This is a genomic window from Domibacillus indicus, from assembly GCF_023715895.1.
Taxonomy (GTDB): Bacteria; Bacillota; Bacilli; order Bacillales; family Domibacillaceae; genus Domibacillus; species Domibacillus indicus_A.
This window is the reverse complement of sequence record NZ_JAMBOO010000007.1, coordinates 114,142-133,655: the sequence shown is the minus strand read 5'-3', so window position 1 is coordinate 133,655 and position 19,514 is coordinate 114,142. Positions and strand designations below refer to the sequence as shown.

Below are 19,514 nucleotides of genomic sequence, written 5' to 3'. Positions count from 1 at the left end.
TTTAGCGTAAAAAGATTTGTTCCACGACTTTGCGGGTGGAATTTCCTTCTTCTAAGTAACAAAACTTTTCATAAAAGGAATCAAGCTTTGTGGATGGCTGAAATCCGTCTTCTTTGATTTTTCGGATTGCTTGAATCACTTCTTCCGTTGTTTTCACCAGCGGACCCGGTGCTTCCTGTTCAAAGTCAAAGTAAAAACCGCGAAGATGATCCCTGTACTGGTCAATATCGTATACGTAGAAAATCATCGGCCGCTTTAAGTTGCCGTAATCGAAAAATACGGATGAATAATCCGTCAGTAAAATATCGGCCATCACATACAATTCACGGATATCTTCGTGATGGGAGACATCATAAGCAAAATCTTTATAAGGAGTTAAATCCAGATTTTCAGACACCAGATAGTGCAGGCGGGTAAGAATCACAAACTCTTCACTCAGCTGCTCTTTCATTAAATCAAGATCCAGCTGGAGATCAAAACGATAGCGGCCTTTGGCATAAAATTGATTATCCCGCCAGGTTGGCGCGTATAAAATCACTTTTTTATGCCGGGGAATCCCATAAGCGGCTGCCAGCTTTTCAACCGTTTCCTCCTTCTCATGATTACAAATAAAATCATTTCGCGGATAGCCTGTTTCCAGTATTTCTTTATCGAATTGAAACGCTCTTCGAAAAATTTCGGTTGAATACGCATTAGGGGAGATTAAATAATCCCAGTTTTTTGCTTCTTGAATGAAATTTTTTTTGTAATTTTCAGCCGTTGTGCCGGGTATATATACTTCATCCATATCTGCCGCCAGCCGTTTTAACGGAGTACCATGCCAAGTTTGAAGATAAAGCGTTTGTTTTGGTTTTGGAAGCCACCCGGGCATCCGGCTGTTAGTGACCCAAAAGCGGGCCCGCGGCATGATCAAAAGCCATTTAAGAGAAAAACGGTGGATGCAGCGTACATTTTTATCCTGAAAATGATGAAGATGCTTCCTGTCCGCACTCCAATACAGTTTATAAGGGAAATTGTGCTGCTGCAAATATTCATAAATAGCGCGGGGATTATCGCTGAATTGTTTCCCCAGAAAGCTTTCAAACACAATGACATTTTTATTGACCGGAAGTCTGCCAATCCAATAAAAAGCATTTTTATAGAGCTGTTTGACGAGAGCATGTCTTTTTATAAAGACCATTCTTTCCTTCATTTTTGCTTTTACATTTGTCATCACATTAAAGTCACGGACCTGAATGGTTAAATGCCCGCTTTTTTTCGTTTGCGTGATCGAGATTTCTTTCTTTTGACCGTTTACTTTTTTAACGAGCACTTTTTTTGTAAAGCGGGGAGTTTTAAGCTTGATAGGAGCTGTCTCCATTTTGATGTTCCTGCTGTCCTCAGCATAGGAAAATTCAATTCTTGCTTTTAGGGCAGCCGCTTCACTGTGCGTTCTAAGCAACGATTCAATCGGGACGGCTGCTTCATACACAACTAAAGGCAGATAGTCTTCTCCATTTGATGAAAACCGGCGGTAACTTATGTTTAAAGGTACTTTAAAGGCATATTGATCTTCATTCGCTGACAGTATTAATGTTCCTGTCAGCTGGTCGGGCCGTTTGAGCCATAAAGGGTAAACGGTATAGCCTTTTAAGGTGATATGGTTCTTACCCATAAAATCAATTCGTTCTGCTTTTTCAATCAGCCCAGGCTGTTTGGATTTAAACGAAACATTTCCTTTGTTAGTTGTAAAAGGCATCAACATTTGGCCGTTTTTTAGAAAAAAAAGCAGCTCTAGATCCAGGCCATTACTGCATAGACGTATTCTGTCATCGGAACAGAGGGCGATATAAACGTCCCAGTCTTTTCCTTCAGATAAAAGCTGCTCGAGGTCCGCTTCCGTTAAACACGCTTGAAACATATTTTCTCTTTCATGAGCAGCTGTTAGAGCATACTCTTTCTTTTTGGTTTTGTACCGCTCAATGAACAGCAGGGTCAAGGAGTCTGGTTCTGTTGAATCAAAGCCGGGAACCCCAATCTGCATGTATAAGCAGTGTTCGCGAAAGTAAATCGAATCTAAAGAACAACGGGTGTGTAATCGCTTTTTTCTTATCAGAATCTTTTTCCTCCCTATGGTTGAAATTTCTGCCCTTTAGTATGTACAAAATGAACAATTATATACGCTTTCTGCTTAGAGTAAAAAGTTTGTCGGCTGGATTTGTAATCACTTCTGTGTGCTATTTTTATAAGCTTAACCGTTAAGCCATTTTTTTCTCTTTCTCCGAATAAAAACCAATTCTTCTTCCTACAATAAAGGTTAGAAAAACGTTTTTTCACATCATGAAGGAGGGCCAGCACATGAAAAAGGTGTTAACGTACGGTACTTTTGATTTGCTGCATTTCGGGCATATTAATTTACTGAAACGGGCGAAAGCATTAGGTGACTATTTAATTGTCGGCCTTTCTACAGATGAATTTAATCAAGGAAAAAATAAAAAAGCATACCACAGCTTTGAAAATAGAAAAATGATAGTGGAATCAATCCGCTTTGTTGACGAAGCAATACCGGAAAAAAGCTGGGACCAGAAAATTGAAGATGTCCTTAAACATAATGTTGATCTGTTTGTGATGGGAGACGACTGGGAGGGACATTTTGATTTTCTTAAAGAATACTGTGAAGTCGTGTACCTGCCGAGAACCATCGGGATTTCTACATCCCAAATCAAAAAAGATTTAAAGGCAATTCAAAATGGTTAGGGAGCTAGCCATTTTTCTTTTTCTATTTTCTTTTAAGTGGATGTTTTTCTTTTTTTCTTTTCTGCCGCTTCAAAACAAAATAACCTTTGTTGTCAGTTTTGGCGATAACAGCCGGTATGTACTGGATGAAATACGGCAGCAGCATATTTCTGTGAAAGTGGCTGTTCTTTGTAAAAGAAACAAGCTTCATCTCTTCGAAGACTGTCCTGACATTGATTTGGTTGTGTTTGAAACCAATCCATTTTATGTGCTCCGTTCTATATACCATTTAGCTACATCTCGTCGTGTTCTGGTGGATAATTATTATGGGTTTCTAGCTGCCGTTCACTTTAAAAGGAGTGTAGAATGCATACAATTATGGCACGCCTCAGGTGCATTAAAGAAGTTTGGACTCCAGGATGCATCGGTCAAACAAAGAAGCGAGAGGGCCCAAAAACGTTTTTTAAAGGTGTACAGCCAATTTCATAAAGTAGTGGCCGGCTCAGATCAGATGGCTGATATTTTTATCAAATCCTTTCACCTTCAAAAGAAACAGATTTTACCGTCGGGTGTCCCGCGGACCGATTTCTTTTTTGATAAAAAAGCGCTCCAAAAAGCGAAGCATAAAATAGCAGGCCAATATCCAGCCATTGAGCACAAACAAGTGATTTTGTACGTTCCTACATACCGGGATCAAGCATTAGCGCATTTTGAGCTTGAGCTGGATATGGGAAAAATGGCTGAACAGCTCGGAGGAGACTATCTATTGTTTCTACGGCTGCATCCGGCCATTCAGCAAACCCCTACTTTTGGGGAGGAATATCCGGACTTTATAGTAGATGTTTCTTCGGATCAATATGAAATTAATGAGCTGCTTGCTGTGGCGGATTATTTAATTACCGATTATTCATCAATCCCCGTTGAATTTTCACTTCTGCAAAAGCCCATGATTTTTTTTACATATGATTTAGAAGAGTATAAACAGACCCGGGGAGTGCCAGAAGGATTTGAAAGAGACCTTCCGGGACCTATGGTGAGGGATACAGAATCTATTGTTCACTGCATTCAAGCGAATCATTTTGATCTCGAAGCGATTCGCAGCTACGCGGAAAAATGGAATGCATATTCCAAAGGACAATCCAGCCGTAACGTCGTACGATACTTATTTCCTGAAAAAAGCTTGTCCCAAAAGAAAACAATGCGTTAAAGCTGCCTTCTGATAAAAGAAGCGTTATAGCCTTGCGTGATTATTTTTATAATATGGTTTTTTAGGCAATGATGGTAACAAAGTTATTATGCGTTTAAGGGAAGGATCACCTTTTATGATAAAGTCACTGATTACCATTGTAAGGGAGCAAATTCATTCTTTTTATCTTATTCTGAGACTTTCCGCTTTTGAACTGAAAAGCGCTCATACCAATAATTATTTGGGCCGGCTCTGGGAAATCTTAAATCCAGTGATTCAACTGGCCATTTACTGGCTGGTATTTGGCGTTGGGGTACGGGGAGGCCAGCAGATAACCATGGAAAATGGTATTCACGTACCTTTTTTTATTTGGATGGTAACAGGAATGATTGTATGGTTTTTTGTGAATCCGGCTATCTCAAAGTCCTCCAAATCGATTTATTCAAGGCTGCAGCTGATCTCGAAAATGAGCTTTCCGATGAGTGCTATTCCTTCCTTTGTCATTATGGCGAATTTTTATACTCATTTAATGCTAGTGGCCATTGTCATCATTGTATTACAGTTTACGGATTTTAAGATGTCTGTTTATTATATACAGCTGCCTTATTTTATGCTTGCCACCTTAATTTTTTTGTTAGCTCTTGCGCTAATTACATCAACACTTTCGACGATCATTCGTGATGTACAGCAGATTGTTCAGTCCATTTTAAGAATGGTATTGTACATTACGCCGCTTATTTGGCATACTGACCAGCTTGTGCTGAAAGGAGTGGACATAACGTTTTTATTAAAGCTGAATCCTCTTTATTATCTGGTGGAAGGGTATAGGGCATCTCTGTTGGGGACGACATGGTATATGACGGAATATGCGCCTTACACGCTTTATTTTTGGTCTTTAATATTAGTGATGCTTTTAATTGGGTCTGCTTTACATTTGAAATTCAGAAATCGCTTTGTTGATTTCTTGTAAGCTGGAGGCAGTGATGAAAGAAACCGTTGTCGTTCAAAACATTTACAAAAAATATAAAATGCACAAGTCCCCGAAAGAAAAGATTTTGGATGTGATCCTGCCGGGAGGCTATGGGGAAGATTTTTATGCTTTGCAAAACATTTCATTTACGGCGAAGCAAGGAGATGTTATTGGGCTGGTCGGTGTAAATGGTTCAGGAAAGTCTACTCTTTCAAATATATTAGGCGGTGTGATACCGCCTACATCCGGTACGGTTACAACAGTGGGACAGGCTTCGATCATCGCCATCTCATCGGGGCTGAACAATCAATTAACGGGCCGCGAAAACATTGAACTAAAATGTTTAATGCTCGGTTTCAAGAAAAACGAAATACGGGAGATGGAGGCAGAAATCATTGAGTTTACTGATATCGGCAAGTTTATTGATCAGCCTGTTAAAAAATACTCGAGCGGGATGAGATCCCGTCTTGGATTTGCGATTTCTGTCACGGTAAACCCGGATATTCTCATCGTGGATGAAGCTCTTTCAGTAGGAGACCAGGTATTTGGACAGAAATCAAAAAATAAAATGTTTGAGTTTAAAGAAAAAGGAAAAACAATGTTCTTTGTCAGCCATTCAATGGGGCAGATTAAAGAGTTTTGTGATAAAGCTCTTTGGCTGGAGTATGGAGAAATAAAAGACTTTGGACCGGTAAAAGAAGTGATCCCAGCGTATGAGGCCTTTTTAAAACAGCATAAGGCGCTGTCGCCTGAAGAGCAGAAGAAGTTCAGGGAAGAAGCGATGAAAAAACAAAGTGGTCTCAGTGCCATTTGAGCAATTTAAATAAAAAAGGTTAGCCAGCATACAACTGGCTAACCTGAGAGAACCTTAAATCCCTTCACCTTCATTATAAACAGAGCGTTGTTCGTCTCGTACGTGCTGCGCTAATTTGATGGAACCAACCGTAGCAATAAAGACACTTAACATCACGATTAAATTGTAAATGTCCATATCTACAAGCAGGTTGATTAGAAAATACGAAACGACAATAGAAAACAATGGAGAGATAACCCATATCAGCAGAATCCGTTTAATAATCCCTTTTTGAAAAATGCCAAAACCACCTTGAGCCGCCCCTACTCCAAGAATTCCGCAAGTAGTCACTTGCGTAAGAGGGATAGGCAGTCCAAATACAGAGGCCACTACCACAAGCGTACCGCCTGTAAATGAAATGGCGCTTCCTTCTAATAAAGACAGTTTGGTAATTTTCTTTGCATTGGTTTCCAGCACCCTGCTGCCCATCAACAAGGCCCCGATTGAAACAAATAAAGCGCCGAGCCAGAGGCCGCTATTGGTGGCCATAATACCTGCGCCAATAAGAGGGCCGACTGCGTTGGCCACGTTGTTCATTCCGGCAGAAAATGCTTCCCAGCAGCCGCCAAGTATTAATAGAATAGAAAGCCATTTTGCCCATTTTCCCTGCCCCTTTAATTGAGGCCAGCGTTTTTCCGCCCGGGAAATCATTTTTCCAGCAACAAAAGTAATGATGAAAGACGCAATAGGAACGATCACCCAAAACAATAAAATCACCAAGAGCTGATCTGTAAATAACCGGTGGTAAGCAAGACCGACACCTACTACGGCTCCGACGGTAACCTCACTTGTCGACAGTGGAATGCCCAGAAGGTTAGATACAAATAAAGTAAGAGTGGCGCCCAACAGAATAATAATAACGATTTTAACCGTTAGCAAATCAGAAGGGATAATCCCTTTTCCAATCGTTTTTACTACTTCACCACCGCCCAAAACGGCACCTAAGAAAGCGGCAATGGAAACTAAAATTAAAGCGGCCCGCTTTTTTATCGCGCTGGCGCCATAGGCCGCACCCATGGAAGCAGCTGTTCCGCTAGCGCCAATGTTCATAGCAAAAAATAAAGCAATTCCAATAGCTGTGTACGTGAATAACATATTTTTTTCCTTTCTCTTACAACGAAGTTTGTTTAAACAAGAACATTCAGTTTTTTCAGATCAGTGTAACCGATGCGTTTCTATTGAATCTCACATCCAAATCCAAGTTAACGAATTGGAATTATGAGTTTGTAATCCTAATTATAAATGTATTTTAAAAAAACACAAAGATTATTTTTCCTTATATTTAAAAAAGACGGCTGAATGTTCAGAATTCCTGCTTTTCATTGTGACCTTTCTACCTGTTATTTAGCCGCTCAGCCTTTTAGTTAATCAAAAGCAATTGGTAAACGGATAAAGAAGGTGGAAGGTGATCTATGCTGAAAGCCCTTCAGTTGCCAAGTAAAAGGCATGTATGGATCCTCATTGATACTGAGTGTGTCTGAACACTTGTAATCCGTGGCCTAGAAGGTAAAGCCAGAGATATATTGGAAACAGGCTATTTTCAGTAGAATACAGGTTACCTCGAACACAGTAAAGAAAAGGTTGCAGTGTGGAAGGGAAGGCGTTTATCAGCAGGCAGGGTCAGGCTCTTTTAGGAGCCCGATTTTTTTCTGGCAGTTAAAAGCAGAGCAGGATGTTAAAGAAGGATTAAACAAAAAGAGCAATGGGAAAACTTATATTGCACAAATGACATAAAAAAATAAAAATGTGCACAAAAGTTAAAATATTATTGACAGTGCATTTTTGAAAGCGTATACTCAACTCAAGTAAAGCACAAATGATTGATTTATGAAAAACGATGCACATATGTGCAAATTCATACCGTCAAAGGCAGGGAAAGAAGATGGATAGCAGAGAAGAAAAAAAGCTGATGGTGAGAATTGCTCAAATGTATTACGAAGAAGATATGACACAAAGTGCCATATCAAAAGAACTGGGGATTTACCGCACATCAATCAGCCGCTGGCTTAAAAAAGCCAGGGAAGAAGGAATTGTAAATATCACAATCAAAACCGATATTGATGAAACCTTTGATTTAGAGCAGCGCATTGCCAAAATATTTAACTTGCGGGAAGTTATAATTCTGCCTGTAAAAAAAGATCAAACAGCAGCAGATAAAAAGAAAGCGGTCGCAACGGCTGGTGCTGATCTTCTCAAGAGAATTATTAAGGACAGTGACGTAGTCGGCTTTGCCTGGGGAACCACCATGTCCAGCATGATCGGTGAATTTCATCATGTTGATAAAAAAGATGCCCATTTTGTTCCGCTGGTTGGCGGTCCCGGACCTATGGATACGAAATATCATGTGAATACGATTGTCTACAATATTGCAGAAGATTTTGATGGGACAGCTTATTTTATCGACGCAGCAGCAGTAGTAGAAAGAAAAGAAACAAAAGACGATATTGTTCAATCGAACTATTTCAGCAAAATAACAGAATTGTGGGATAACCTTACCATTGCTGTCGTAGGGATAGGGAATCCAAATCAATCCTCTAACCTAGTATGGGCTGGCTTTTGCGGTGATCAGGAGATTGAGGAGTTGAATCGTCAAGGTGCCATCGGAGATATTTGTTCCCGATTTTATGATATTAAAGGAACGCTCATTCGATCTGATTTATCAGAGCGGACAATCGCAATTGAAATCGAAAAGCTTCGGGGTATTCCGTATTCTATAGGTGTAGCAGAGTCGATTGAAAAAGCTCCCTCTATTATTGGGGGATTAAGAGGGGGATTTATTAATACACTTGTCACCACTGAAGAAACAGCTGAGGAAATGTTTCGTCTAATAGAGCAGGAAAAATAATTCTGCTTTAACAATACGGTAGAAAAAGAGCCTCAGCAGAAGTATTCTGCCATCAAGAAAGGAAGGTCCACCATGTTATGGTATGTGATTGTATTGATTGGTTTGTCCTGGCTTATGCAAAGCTTTTTCGGCTTTATGCAGATCAGGCATTTTAACAGGAAATATGCAGAAATGCGGCAGCTTGGCAGAGTAGCCATTGGCAAAAAAACAGGGCTTTTTAAAGCAGGCACTGTCGTAATGTTCGCCATTGACCGGCGAAACAACATTCTAAAAGCGGCCAAAATGCAAGGAGTAACGGTACTTTCCAGAGTCAAAACATTAAAAGGATTTGAAGGAAAAAACCTCTTGCATTTAAATGAAGGGGATTTCCATTCCGTAAACAAACTGACTCGATCAGCCATCGAGGATGCTTTAAATAGCTACCACATTATCTCTAAAGGAGGTGAGTTAAAGGTTAAAAAGGGCTGGATTGACTTACTTTTATCTAGAAAAAACAAATAAATATTTATGAGGTGAAACAGATGAATTGGCTTGTAAATGCAGCTGACGGCTTTATGAATTTATTTAGAGCAGGCGCTGAAACCTTTGTGGATTTAGTCACGGGGATTGTGCCCCTTCTCATTATGCTTTTGGTGGCAATGAACGCGCTTATCCGGTTGGTTGGGGAAGAAAAGGTTGAGCGGGTCGCAAGAAAATCAGGTAAAAATCCATTTACACGCTATTTTGTTCTTCCTGTTGTTGGAACCTTCATGCTGGCTAACCCGATGACATTATCATTAGGAAGATTTTTACCGGAAAAGTACAAGCCAAGCTATTATGCGGCAGCTTCCTACTCCTGCCACACGCACAATGGACTTTTCCCGCACGTTAATCCAGGGGAACTATTTGTATTCTTAGGGATTGCCGCTGGGATTACAACACTTGGCTTTGAAACTACTGAACTGGCGCTTCGTTATTTCTTGGTAGGGATCTTCACAAACTTCCTAAGAGGCTGGGTAACGGACCTGACTACTCATTTCGTGGCGAAACAGCAGGGTGTAAAACTGAAAGAAACAGTAGACCTGTAAGGAGGGAAAACAATGGCTCAAACAGCAACGAAGTATAATTCAGTTATTGTTGAGGCAGGACCAGGCGGGTTTGGCGGTCCTTTAATAATCACACCAACAGAGGAAAAAAATAAAGTGGTATATGTAACAGGCGGAACAAAGCCGGATATAGCGGATCGAATTGCTGAACTGACAGGGTGTGAGTTAGTAGATGGCTTTAAAACAAGTGTACCTGAAAATGAAATGGCATGCGTCATCATTGACTGTGGAGGAACACTCCGCTGCGGACTGTACCCGCAAAAGAGAATTATGACGATTAATATTATGCCAACTGGACAAAGCGGCCCGTTAGCAAAACACATTACCGAAGATATCTATGTTTCGGGTGTAAAACCGCAAAACATTCAATTACATGATGGTGCTGCAACACCTTCTGTATCGGAAAGTAGTTCTGCTAACGGACAAATTGAAAAAAATGTTTCTAAACCTAAGTATAGCGCAGATAAGAAAATTAGTGAACAACAAAAGCCTAAAGGCTTTATAGCCAGGGTTGGTATGGCGATGGGTTCCATTGTCAACGTCTTTTATCAAGCCGGCCGTGACACGATCGATACGATCATTAAAACGATTTTACCGTTTATGGCATTTGTCGCTATGTTGATTGGTGTGATTAAGGCATCTGGCGTTGGTGACTTGTTTGCCAACTACTTATCACCATATGCTGGTTCTTTACCTGGTCTTCTATTAATATCACTCATCTGCTCATTCCCATTGCTGTCCCCTTTCTTAGGGCCAGGAGCTGTTATTTCACAGGTAATTGGAACTTTAATCGGCGTGGAAATTGGAAAAGGGAACATTCCGCCGCATCTTGCACTGCCGGCTCTTTTCGCGATCAACTCCCAGGCTGCAGCTGACTTTGTGCCGGTTGGATTAGGATTAGCAGAAGCAGAAACGGAAACGGTTGAAGTCGGTGTGCCATCTGTCTTGTATGGACGTTTCTTAACCGGAGCTCCAACCGTATTTATTGCCTGGCTTGCAAGCTTTGGATTATATGAATAAAAAAGTAGAATCTTTATAACATCATAGATAATCAAAAACGGAGGCGTATTATATGCAAACAATTTATGAAACTCAAATTAACAGATTAGGCTCTGATGTAGCGGCTTTTCTTGGAGAAAAAATGTTCATTTTATTTGGAGCAAATGCGCCAAGTGAATTAGCAGATTATTGCCTGTTAATTGATGTAAATGATATTAACGATGAAATCGAAAAGGGAGATACTTTCGTAATGGGTGGCCAGCCATACATCATTACAGCTGTAGGAGATGTAGTGAAAAAGAATTTAGGTTCTCTTGGGCATATTACACTGAAATTTGACGGCGCGGAAACAGCGGATCTGCCAGGGACATTGCACCTTGAGGAATCAGATATCCAAGTACCTGCAGCAGGAACAACCATTCAAATTGTAAAAAAATAATTTATTTAAATGGTTAACAGATAAACACAAAATGAGGGTTTTCCTGGCGATGCCCAGCAAAAATCTTCTAAAAAGATGAACGATAAAAAATATAAAAAATCACGAACACGTGTCTGTTTATAAAGAAAGAGGAGGAAATAAAATGAGTAATTCATGGCTTGAATTAGAAAACAAAGTAGCAATTGTGACAGGAGGTGCTTCTGGAATTGGCGCAAAAATTACAGAAAATTTAGTGAACAACGGTGCGAAGGTCATTATCTCTGATATTAATGTAACGACAGGTGAGCAGGCAGATGGCACTTATCACATTCAATGTGATGTAACGAATAAAGAAAGCGTTGAAAGTATGGTGGCAAAAGCAACGGAATTGTTTGGAACCGTTGATATTTTGGTCAATAATGCAGGCGTCAACCTGCCTCGCTTGTTGGTAGATGCCAGAGGAGAAAAGGTACAATACGAGTTAAACGAAAAAGATTTTGATTTTATGGTTGCTATCAACCAAAAAGGTCCTTATCTGTGTGCGCAGGCAGCCGCAAGAGTCATGGTGAAGAATAATAAAGGCGTTATTATTAATATTTCTTCAGAAGCAGGAATGGAAGGCTCAGCTGGACAAAGTGCTTATTCAGCTACAAAAGGAGCTGTCAATGGCTTTACCCGTTCCTGGGCGAAAGAGCTGGGTAAATTTAATATTCGTGTCGTAGGAGTGGCCCCGGGAATTAACGAGCAAACAGGCTTAACAACAGATGCTTACAATGAGGCGCTGGCGTATACACGCGGTGTAACAGTAGAAGGTCTTGGAACAGACTACAGTAAAGCCATTCCACTTGGACGCCCTGGAAAGCTGGATGAGATTGGTGAACTGGTTACGTACCTGGCTTCGGATCGTGCCAGCTATGTAACAGGCACAACGGTGAATATTTCGGGAGGAAAATCACGCGGATAAATTTATCCATGAAGCATTTAACTGCTAAAATAAGTAAATCAGTGTATGATGGGAGTAACTGAAAAGTTACTCTCTTTATGTTAAAAGAGGTGAAAATATGTTACTCGTTATTGATTCAGCAAATATAGAAAGCATCCAAGAACTCAACGAATGTTTTCCGGTTGATGGGGTAACAACCAACCCGACTATTATTACGAAAGAAAAAAAGCCTTTACTTCCGCTGCTAAAAGAGATCCAATCGATCATTGGCAAAGAGAGGATGCTTTTTGGTGAACCTCTCCACCTAAATCAAAGATTTTGATGGAGCATCCCTTATCTTGAATACAGTACAACATCAGCGGATTAAGCTTCCTCCGGAAGCCCGAGTGCATGATGGAGACTAATGAACGAAGACAAGGTCTGAGATGTCCTTATTGCCAGCTCAGGAACTTTTGCCTGAAGTGACAACCATTTCGTTTCCGAAATGGTTTTTTGAAAAGCTCGAATGAAATAACGGGCTCCGATATTATAAGAAGCGGACAAATCCGAATGATAGACTTTGCCTGTTGAAAATGTGGCAAGGTCTTTTTTCGAGTTTCGTTCCACTTTTCCAGAGCCGTCAAACGCCAGGGCGCTGGTGTTTCGCGGATTGATCCGGGAAATACGCATGCCCAGGCAGTGCGCCATTTCTTCTACTTTGTTCTGGATACCTATTTTTCGCCAGCCGTGAAGCTTGAAACGAAGTTTCCTGGCTCCATAGAACCCTTTTGGGGTTTTCATTCTGCCCAAGTATTCGAATACGATGACGTCACAGCCATGTTTCGCCGCGAATTTTACAATTTCATGGCTTGTGTGGCGGACAATATGTTGCTGGTACCCATTGATCTGCCGCCAAAAATTCGGCGCCTGAATACGGCCGCTTGCCCGCTGGGCTTTCCGAAGCTTGTTCGTTAACGTCTGCAGCCGGTCTTTTTCTTTAGGCTGGTCAATAAACGTCCGTCCTAAGACAGTGCCTGTTGCATCGATAACCGAACAAACAGCAGAATTCGTCAGTCCAAGGTCTACCGCACACACTTTTTGCTCTTGAATAGGTGTTTTCGTTAAAGTGACTTTATTTTCATAACTGATGGAAAGAAAGAATTTCTTTCCCCGCTTAATCAGCTTAGGGTTATGTTCTTTCCATTCCCAGACACCGCGTTTGTAGTGGTCCTGCCCTTTAAATTCGATATCTATCCATACCCAGTCATTCTGATGGAATACCTTAATTTTTGCAGTCGTATCAGATGTTCTATTGAACATGTTTTTGCGATAAAAAACGGGGAACTCTTTATGTTTCACTTGCAGGCGCGGAGGCTGTTTCTTAAATCTTTTTCCTTCGGAAAGAGCGTACTTTTGCTCTTTTTCCCAATTTTGATAGTTAGAGCGGAAGCTCTTTACCTTGCCAAAAGCAGAAGCAATAGCACTTCTGCGGAAGTAGGATGGAAACTTGTAAAAACGTTCGTTAAACTCTTTGTATTTCGGGAGAGGGTTTGATTTGGTTGCGTGAATCAATTTTTCCACTGCCGGCACAATCGACTTTGTTGTCAGGCGTTTGGTATCATCAAATTCTTTGTCAATGACCTCAATCACGTAAGCCAAAGCGTCATTGTAAATATCGAGCGTAGCATTGAAGATTTCCGTCTGGTTTGTAATTTTGTGCAGCAGCGACTTCGCAACTTTCATGACCAAACCCTCCTTTCCATTTTTTAATTCTTATGATAGGTTGATCGTATCAAAATGGAAATCAATTGTAAAACGAAAAGAGAATCAGTATGATGATGATAAGTAGGAAGCGGCAATCGGTATAATAAAAAGATAGAGGAACAAGAAGAATAAAGACCTTAGCGCCTAACCCCCACTAAATCGGAGATTTTGAAGGGGAATGCGGCGCTAATTTTTTGTTCAAGTATTGGAGGGACATGCTGAAGAAATGGTGAAAGAAGCTGTCTATTTAAAAGAAGAAATTGGCGGGAACCTTTCTATAAAGATTCCTGTAACAGCAGAAGGCATCAAAGCAATCAAACAATTAAAGCAGCAAGGAATAAGCACACTTGCCACAGCTATCTACACGCCGATGCAGGCGCTCGTAGCGGCAAAAGCCGGAGCTGACTTTGTCGCTCCTTATGTCAACCGTATTGATAATCTGGCGGGTGACGGGGTTCAGGTGGTAAGAGATATCGTCGGATTATTTGAAGGCTGCCAGCTGTCCTGCCAGGTGCTGGCAGCCAGCTTTAAAAACACACAGCAGGTGCATGGAGTAGGTTTAGCAGGCGCACATGGTGTGATAGCGGGACCAGAGATTCTTAAATTGTTAGTAGAACATCCAGTCACTGAATCAAATGTCAAACAGTTTGAGGAGGACTGGAAGCTGTTTTATGGTGAATCATGTGATAGTGTCATCCATACTCAGTAAGAAGGGTATATATTTGAAGCAGGGCAAAAAATAGGCATTTGATTTTAAAGAGAAAGGGTGTAGAACATGATTAAAGGTGTTATTTTTGATTTCGACGGGCTGATTTTGGATACAGAGCTCCATGAATATGAAGTGCTTCAGGAGATTTTTCAGGAGCACGAGTGCGATCTGCCGCTCAGTAAATGGGCTGAATTAGTCGGGACCAAATCTGATTTTGACCCTTTCGTTTTTATGGAAGGCCAGCTGAACAGGCAGCTTGATCATGAAGCACTCAGAAAGCTGAGAACAGAACGATTTGATCAGAGAATCGCCTCTGAGAGGGCACGACCTGGCGTAGAAGCCTATTTGGCTTCTGCTAAAGCGCTTGGCTTAAAAGTTGGTTTGGCGTCAAGCTCTGATTCTAAGTGGATTTCCACTCATTTAGGAAATTTAGGCCTGCTTGAACATTTTGAATGTATTCGCACAGCGGATGATGTAGAAAACGTGAAACCGGACCCTGCGCTTTATTTGCAGGCAGCGGAATGTCTCGGCTTAAAACCGGAAGAGTGTCTTGTGTTTGAGGATTCCGCTAATGGGGCCCTTGCTGCAAAAAGAGCGGGGATGCGCTGTGTAATTATACCGAATCAGGTAACGAGCGGTTTGTCTTTCTGTGAAGTGGATCATCGCCTCGCTTCTATGGAAGAAATGTCTCTTGATGAGCTGATTCGCTTCCTTCATAAATAAATAGGAAAACCGTTCTGCTTCGCAAAAGCTTTATGACAGAGAGATCTGTTATAAAGCTTTTTTATTTAGAATGCCAAACAGCTGTTTCTTTTGCAGGAAAATATTTTTCTTATGCCCTGCGCATATACATTTGAAGTTTTGTTATTTATGGTAATATTGGTAAAAAATAAAATGAGGTATTTAAGTTGAGAAATCATTTATTTGCTTTGTATGCATATGCGGTAATCATTGCTTTCCTCGCTGCCTGTGCTTCTGGTGAAAATGAAAATGCCGATGAAAATCTCCTATTTAAGGGACAGGGAGAAAACTGGGAAGCAGAAGTTTATACAGGCAAAGTAATAGAGCCGGAAGTAAAGGGAATAGAGCCGTATATATACCTTAAACCGAGAGATGTTGCATTTGCAGAAATAAAAGATATTGTATATAAGCTGGAGTCCGATGGAGGAAGTTTTAGCGGGGGAGACCTTTCTTTCAATGAACAACGAGAAATTTCATTTAAGAATGAAAAGATCACGAAAACAATCACTTCAGAAACGGAGGAAGTCACATTGGTGCTTGATTGGCTTGAAGGACGTCAGCAGAAAACTGAAGTGATTATTTTAACAAAAAAGAATTAAGAAGAAGGACTCGCAGTTCTTGAACATAGCTGGTATTTTAATGTCTGTATAAAGGGGAGGGGGGAATGCCGTGTCACCCAATGCAATTGTAACCTGTTTTTTCATGGTGCTGCCTATTTTGGTTCTGTCGCTTGTCGCATTGTTTTATTCGAGGAAAAGAAGCGTGTTTTTAGCGCTGGCCCTTTTTATGAGTACAATGGAAGTCATCTATTTGATAGCGGAAAAAGACGCAGAAAAAAGAACGATCATGGAAAACATGGATGCGGTAGAAACACACCTGCGGGAGAAGTATCCAGGCGAACAGTGGTTTATTAGAAGAGAGGAAGGAGTCTCTCTTAATCATGGAGGAATAGAAGTGATTTTTCTTAATGAACTGGACAAAGGGTATACCTACTATGTAGAAGGCGGCCAGGTAAAGCAGAGTGGCGGGTTTTCTAAAGAAGGTGCTGACAAGGAATGGAAGCACTATGAAGAATCCTAATCTTTTAGCCAGGCGCTGGATTCCTGAATGTAAAACAGCCCATAAAAGCAACAGGGCAGAATTTTTTAGTGGCTTTTTGGGCGGAATAACGGGGGGGGGCTTCTTTTTCAAGTAAGGAGGATGGTTATGAACAGGAGAATGATGAATGTTTTATGTTCCTTATTTTTCATTGCAGGCTGTTCTAACGACAGTAATGTTCAGTCTCATAATAACAATGTTGAAGAGGTAGTGAATAAACATAATGATATTCAGAACTTAAAGGCTCTGGATACATTTATAAAACGTGCAAAACTCAAAAAGGAAGATACCGTAAATTATATTGAGTACGGGGTAGAAGGACAGCGAGGGGTAACAACCTTAACTTCTAAAGAAAACAACATTCATATTTCCAGCAGTGTTGATAAGAAATTTATAGAGGAATACAGTTGTGAAGACATAGCAATTGAAACAAAAAATGGTTCCGATCATTATGTTTTGAAACAATGTACCGGCGATTTTGAAGGTACGAGAGATATCCCTCTTTTGACAGTTTCTAAATAAGTTAGTCAAGTTTTTCATCAGAAGAGCATGCTACATACATGATCTGCTGTTGTGTGGCTAATTATGTGAATAGGGTTTTTAAAAAGCTTAATATTGACCAGGATTATTGACCTATTTAACTATTGTGTATTTTTACATCAAATTAATAGTGTATATAAATAATCAAACATAGTTTTAAATGGAAATGAGGAGACTTTACATGCTCTTCCTGCCTTTAATAACGACAATTTATGCATTAATCTTATCTATCTATACATGGGTTGCTAGGCCAGACGGAGTGACAATAGGGTTTCTCGCTAACAGTATTCTGGTTATCTTTATTTGTATTGTTTTATCATTAATGCTTAAAATGAAAAACAAAAAATTGAAATTAGTACTTGTATTGGCTAGTTTTATCCTTTTACTAATTTTATGTATCCAATGGATCGCTTTATTTGGTTTTCAAAATCCTTGATAAAAAGTTACTCCTTACAAGTAAAATAGTTATCCATTTTACGTTATTTAGGACCATCAAGGAAGCGCAATTTAATATTGTTGCTGTTAGTATTTTAATACCCACTATTTAGCAATTTTAAAAAACAACAGAGTTTTGATTAATAATTCGTGCATACGTACAAATAAAAATTAGAACAAGTATGAAAGGAGCTCATGATTATCACTCGAATAATCATGAGCTTTTTATGTTTCTTTTGTACAAATTAACGCTTAAAAACTACGCAAATTAAAGTCAACATCCATATCCTGCCGAGAACCGGGTGGGTGTATTCCAAAAGAGTCTTTTCTGAACACAATCGTTCTTAATTCACAAACATCAACCTCTATTTATGTATGAACATAACAGATGTTTTGGTTTAGAAAAGGGAGTTTGATCAGAGTATTAGAGAATAAGGGGAGGATAGTCTACTTTAGCTGCGGGAATGTCAATCTTCGAACTAGATACACATTTTCCCATTCTTTTTGATCCATACTCGCTGATGAGCGTCCGTATACTTGAACTTCCACATTTGCCGATACCATTTCATTTCTTCTGCCTGCACAGGCAATCCGATCTCTACGCGGTTAAAGCCCGTACCCATTTGAATGTTTTGATAAGGTGATTGGTTCGCCCACTCGAATAAAAGAGAAAGGATATCTTCTGGTTTTCTACAATCCGCAAGTTCGATATTATCCATCACAAGACACGTATGGTCCTCAGTAAGCCAGATCCATGATTGTGCCAAAACTTTAGACCCTCTTTCAAATACAAGAAATCCGCTATCCGGGTTGATTAGCCCTTCGATCATGCAAGCTTCACCCGTACCGTCCAATCGTTGGCAGCAAACGGTCAATACACCCAGCATTATTTGCATTTTATCATTGGGATCTAGAACTCGGACTTGTTCATCTTTCCTTTTATAGGGGGTGTTTTGGATCCTGCATTCAAACGGTTGATCAAATATTTGAGGGTATTTTTGTTTGGCAAATTCCCATTCGGTGACTGCTCTGTGTTTGGTGATATAAGCCTTCATTTCAGCCATTGACTTATCTCTAGGAAAATCGGGTTGCTCCCATAACCTGGCCACCGAGTGAATCGTTAGATTATCTGTGGTTCCTGCATGGCGAACAATCCATTGCTTCAATGTTTCATCTTGAAACGGAATTGAAGGCAGACCGCCGACAAAATTATATAAATCTTTATCGTATTTTCTTAGTTTAGCTGCAACATCGTAAACTTGATTGCCAAAAGCAAGGCTTATGAATACTTGGTATTGAATATCGAGTTCTTCTATTGTCAAAGCATATTTCATACTTTTAACGTTAAAATTTGAAATGACAAGATCAACATTCAATGCTTCTGTTGCTGAGATGATTACCGGAAAAACTTTGGGAATTCTATTGAAACGATTAATAAATTGCGTGTATAACTTCTTCACATTGCCCATAATCTTAAAATCGGATAGTTTGGCGCTATCCATCTTATTCTCTTTCACCAGATTATCCAATAAATTGATGAGTTCGGAAGGAACGTTATGGTTAAAGAGAGATTGCAGAACGAACCATTCATTAAGGTGCTCTTTTTTGTTCCTCACGAATGAAACACTCCTTTCATAGCTATATTTTGTTCGTGCATATTTTTTCTGCATATCAGCCCATGAGAAGGCAGCTGTTTTTGAAACTTCTTCAAATCCTGAAAATTTAATTGGTACATACTGATTTGTGGTAATCAATCTCTTTTGCACTTAAAATCAGTAATTTGAACTCATTTGAATTTATTAATGAGTGTAGTGAGCTATCTCTTATTGAATTACTTCTTAAAGGCAACCTCTGCACAAAATGAGAATCGCCCGTCCTTGAATTCCTCTATAATTTTTGAAAAATAGATTTGTTTCATCTGGTGTGCTGTCATTTTAATCGGAAGGGCACTTTATCTATTACTTGATATGAATTTACGAAGCATTCGAAGTTTATGTGAAAGCAGTTGGGATAATTTAAAGTGGAGTTAGTAGGACGAGATATTCAACTTATACAGTGGAATTTCGGAGTATAGGCAGAATTCATTTCACATGAAAAAACATAAGGAAAAGGATTACCAAGTATTTAACAGCACAGCACCTTTTTTACCTCATCAATTGAGGGGGAGATTCAAACAAGCTCCAATGTTGCAGGCAGTTTGAAAATCTGTCTTCATCTATTACTCTCTTTAGAGG

The 19,514-nt window shown here is 40.0% G+C and carries 19 protein-coding genes and 1 pseudogene; 16 read left to right on the top strand and 4 right to left on the bottom strand.

Annotated elements, in window-relative coordinates; translation table 11 throughout:
* Window position 1: 1 nt before the first annotated feature.
* Window positions 2-2,023, bottom strand: a complete 2,022-nt coding sequence (locus tag M3221_RS13190) for a CDP-glycerol glycerophosphotransferase family protein (protein WP_251272215.1) — start codon at window positions 2,021-2,023, stop codon at window positions 2-4.
* A gap of 314 nt (window positions 2,024-2,337) precedes the next feature.
* Between M3221_RS13190 and tagD the strand changes: the two genes are divergently transcribed.
* From tagD to tagH, 4 genes and pseudogenes are all read left to right on the top strand, one after another.
* Window positions 2,338-2,736: a glycerol-3-phosphate cytidylyltransferase gene (gene tagD, locus M3221_RS13185; RefSeq protein WP_251272214.1), complete on the top strand. Its 399-nt coding sequence runs from the start codon at window positions 2,338-2,340 to the stop codon at window positions 2,734-2,736.
* Window positions 2,729-3,922 (top strand): CDP-glycerol glycerophosphotransferase family protein, encoded by a 1,194-nt coding sequence (locus tag M3221_RS13180; protein WP_251272213.1) that lies wholly within the window; start codon window positions 2,729-2,731, stop codon window positions 3,920-3,922. Before tagD ends, M3221_RS13180 begins: the two co-directional genes overlap by 8 nt.
* A 118-nt stretch (window positions 3,923-4,040) precedes the next feature.
* Window positions 4,041-4,871, top strand: a complete 831-nt coding sequence (locus M3221_RS13175) for an ABC transporter permease (protein ID WP_251272244.1) — start codon at window positions 4,041-4,043, stop codon at window positions 4,869-4,871.
* A gap of 13 nt (window positions 4,872-4,884) precedes the next feature.
* Window positions 4,885-5,670: pseudogene (gene tagH, locus M3221_RS13170) on the top strand (teichoic acids export ABC transporter ATP-binding subunit TagH); the annotation flags it as partial.
* Window positions 5,671-5,739: 69 nt separating this feature from the next.
* Here the strand turns inward: tagH and M3221_RS13165 are convergent.
* Window positions 5,740-6,819 carry an inorganic phosphate transporter gene (locus tag M3221_RS13165; protein ID WP_251272212.1) on the bottom strand — a complete coding sequence of 360 codons (1,080 nt, stop codon included), beginning with the start codon at window positions 6,817-6,819 and terminating at the stop codon, window positions 5,740-5,742.
* A gap of 787 nt (window positions 6,820-7,606) precedes the next feature.
* Here M3221_RS13165 and M3221_RS13160 point away from each other — a divergent pair.
* The 7 genes from M3221_RS13160 (at window position 7,607) to M3221_RS13130 (ending at window position 12,336) form a co-directional block, all read left to right on the top strand.
* Window positions 7,607-8,569 (top strand): sugar-binding transcriptional regulator, encoded by a 963-nt coding sequence (locus tag M3221_RS13160; protein ID WP_251272211.1) that lies wholly within the window; start codon window positions 7,607-7,609, stop codon window positions 8,567-8,569.
* Between the two features lie 72 nt (window positions 8,570-8,641).
* On the top strand, window positions 8,642-9,070 hold the full coding sequence (locus M3221_RS13155) for a transcriptional regulator GutM (protein ID WP_251272210.1): 429 nt from the start codon (window positions 8,642-8,644) through the stop codon (window positions 9,068-9,070).
* A gap of 20 nt (window positions 9,071-9,090) precedes the next feature.
* On the top strand, window positions 9,091-9,636 hold the full coding sequence (gene srlA, locus M3221_RS13150; RefSeq protein WP_251272209.1) for a PTS glucitol/sorbitol transporter subunit IIC: 546 nt from the start codon (window positions 9,091-9,093) through the stop codon (window positions 9,634-9,636).
* A gap of 12 nt (window positions 9,637-9,648) precedes the next feature.
* A complete protein-coding gene (srlE, locus tag M3221_RS13145) occupies window positions 9,649-10,674 on the top strand; it encodes a PTS glucitol/sorbitol transporter subunit IIB (RefSeq protein WP_251272208.1) in 1,026 nt (341 codons plus the stop codon).
* A gap of 52 nt (window positions 10,675-10,726) precedes the next feature.
* Entirely contained in the window at window positions 10,727-11,092 is a 366-nt protein-coding gene (locus M3221_RS13140) for a PTS glucitol/sorbitol transporter subunit IIA (protein ID WP_251272207.1), read from the top strand.
* Window positions 11,093-11,234: 142 nt separating this feature from the next.
* Window positions 11,235-12,035: an SDR family oxidoreductase gene (locus M3221_RS13135; RefSeq protein ID WP_251272206.1), complete on the top strand. Its 801-nt coding sequence runs from the start codon at window positions 11,235-11,237 to the stop codon at window positions 12,033-12,035.
* A gap of 97 nt (window positions 12,036-12,132) precedes the next feature.
* A complete protein-coding gene (locus tag M3221_RS13130; protein WP_251272205.1) occupies window positions 12,133-12,336 on the top strand; it encodes a transaldolase family protein in 204 nt (67 codons plus the stop codon).
* Window positions 12,337-12,377: 41 nt separating this feature from the next.
* Here the strand turns inward: M3221_RS13130 and M3221_RS13125 are convergent, their stop codons facing one another.
* Entirely contained in the window at window positions 12,378-13,736 is a 1,359-nt protein-coding gene (locus M3221_RS13125; protein WP_251272204.1) for an RNA-guided endonuclease TnpB family protein, read from the bottom strand.
* A 226-nt stretch (window positions 13,737-13,962) separates the two neighbouring features.
* On the opposite strand from M3221_RS13125, the gene M3221_RS13120 reads away from it, so the two are divergent.
* The 5 genes from M3221_RS13120 (at window position 13,963) to M3221_RS13100 (ending at window position 16,827) form a co-directional block, all read left to right on the top strand.
* On the top strand, window positions 13,963-14,466 hold the full coding sequence (locus tag M3221_RS13120) for a transaldolase family protein (RefSeq protein WP_285880412.1): 504 nt from the start codon (window positions 13,963-13,965) through the stop codon (window positions 14,464-14,466).
* Window positions 14,467-14,532: 66 nt separating this feature from the next.
* The gene (locus M3221_RS13115; RefSeq protein ID WP_251272202.1) at window positions 14,533-15,189 is read left to right on the top strand and encodes an HAD family hydrolase; all 657 of its coding nucleotides are present in this window, start codon (window positions 14,533-14,535) and stop codon (window positions 15,187-15,189) included.
* 185 nt (window positions 15,190-15,374) lie between these two features.
* Window positions 15,375-15,806: a hypothetical protein gene (locus M3221_RS13110; RefSeq protein WP_251272201.1), complete on the top strand. Its 432-nt coding sequence runs from the start codon at window positions 15,375-15,377 to the stop codon at window positions 15,804-15,806.
* 70 nt (window positions 15,807-15,876) lie between these two features.
* Window positions 15,877-16,287 (top strand): hypothetical protein, encoded by a 411-nt coding sequence (locus M3221_RS13105; protein ID WP_251272200.1) that lies wholly within the window; start codon window positions 15,877-15,879, stop codon window positions 16,285-16,287.
* A gap of 126 nt (window positions 16,288-16,413) precedes the next feature.
* Window positions 16,414-16,827: a DUF4362 domain-containing protein gene (locus M3221_RS13100; protein WP_251272199.1), complete on the top strand. Its 414-nt coding sequence runs from the start codon at window positions 16,414-16,416 to the stop codon at window positions 16,825-16,827.
* Between the two features lie 932 nt (window positions 16,828-17,759).
* Here M3221_RS13100 and M3221_RS13095 read toward each other — a convergent pair.
* The gene (locus M3221_RS13095) at window positions 17,760-19,034 is read right to left on the bottom strand and encodes a hypothetical protein (protein WP_251272198.1); all 1,275 of its coding nucleotides are present in this window, start codon (window positions 19,032-19,034) and stop codon (window positions 17,760-17,762) included.
* Window positions 19,035-19,514 lie beyond the last annotated feature (480 nt).

Bases quoted from the DNA above. Each gene is read 5' to 3' on its own strand.
- M3221_RS13190 (WP_251272215.1), bottom strand. From the start codon at position 2,023: ATGCAGATTGGGGTTCCCGGCTTTGATTCAACAGAACCAGACTCCTTG.
- tagD (WP_251272214.1), top strand. From the start codon at position 2,338: ATGAAAAAGGTGTTAACGTACGGTACTTTTGATTTGCTGCATTTCGGG.
- M3221_RS13180 (WP_251272213.1), top strand. From the start codon at position 2,729: ATGGTTAGGGAGCTAGCCATTTTTCTTTTTCTATTTTCTTTTAAGTGG.
- M3221_RS13165 (WP_251272212.1), bottom strand. From the start codon at position 6,819: ATGTTATTCACGTACACAGCTATTGGAATTGCTTTATTTTTTGCTATG.
- M3221_RS13160 (WP_251272211.1), top strand. From the start codon at position 7,607: ATGGATAGCAGAGAAGAAAAAAAGCTGATGGTGAGAATTGCTCAAATG.
- M3221_RS13155 (WP_251272210.1), top strand. From the start codon at position 8,642: ATGTTATGGTATGTGATTGTATTGATTGGTTTGTCCTGGCTTATGCAA.
- srlA (WP_251272209.1), top strand. From the start codon at position 9,091: ATGAATTGGCTTGTAAATGCAGCTGACGGCTTTATGAATTTATTTAGA.
- srlE (WP_251272208.1), top strand. From the start codon at position 9,649: ATGGCTCAAACAGCAACGAAGTATAATTCAGTTATTGTTGAGGCAGGA.
- M3221_RS13140 (WP_251272207.1), top strand. From the start codon at position 10,727: ATGCAAACAATTTATGAAACTCAAATTAACAGATTAGGCTCTGATGTA.
- M3221_RS13135 (WP_251272206.1), top strand. From the start codon at position 11,235: ATGAGTAATTCATGGCTTGAATTAGAAAACAAAGTAGCAATTGTGACA.
- M3221_RS13130 (WP_251272205.1), top strand. From the start codon at position 12,133: ATGTTACTCGTTATTGATTCAGCAAATATAGAAAGCATCCAAGAACTC.
- M3221_RS13125 (WP_251272204.1), bottom strand. From the start codon at position 13,736: ATGAAAGTTGCGAAGTCGCTGCTGCACAAAATTACAAACCAGACGGAA.
- M3221_RS13115 (WP_251272202.1), top strand. From the start codon at position 14,533: ATGATTAAAGGTGTTATTTTTGATTTCGACGGGCTGATTTTGGATACA.
- M3221_RS13100 (WP_251272199.1), top strand. From the start codon at position 16,414: ATGAACAGGAGAATGATGAATGTTTTATGTTCCTTATTTTTCATTGCA.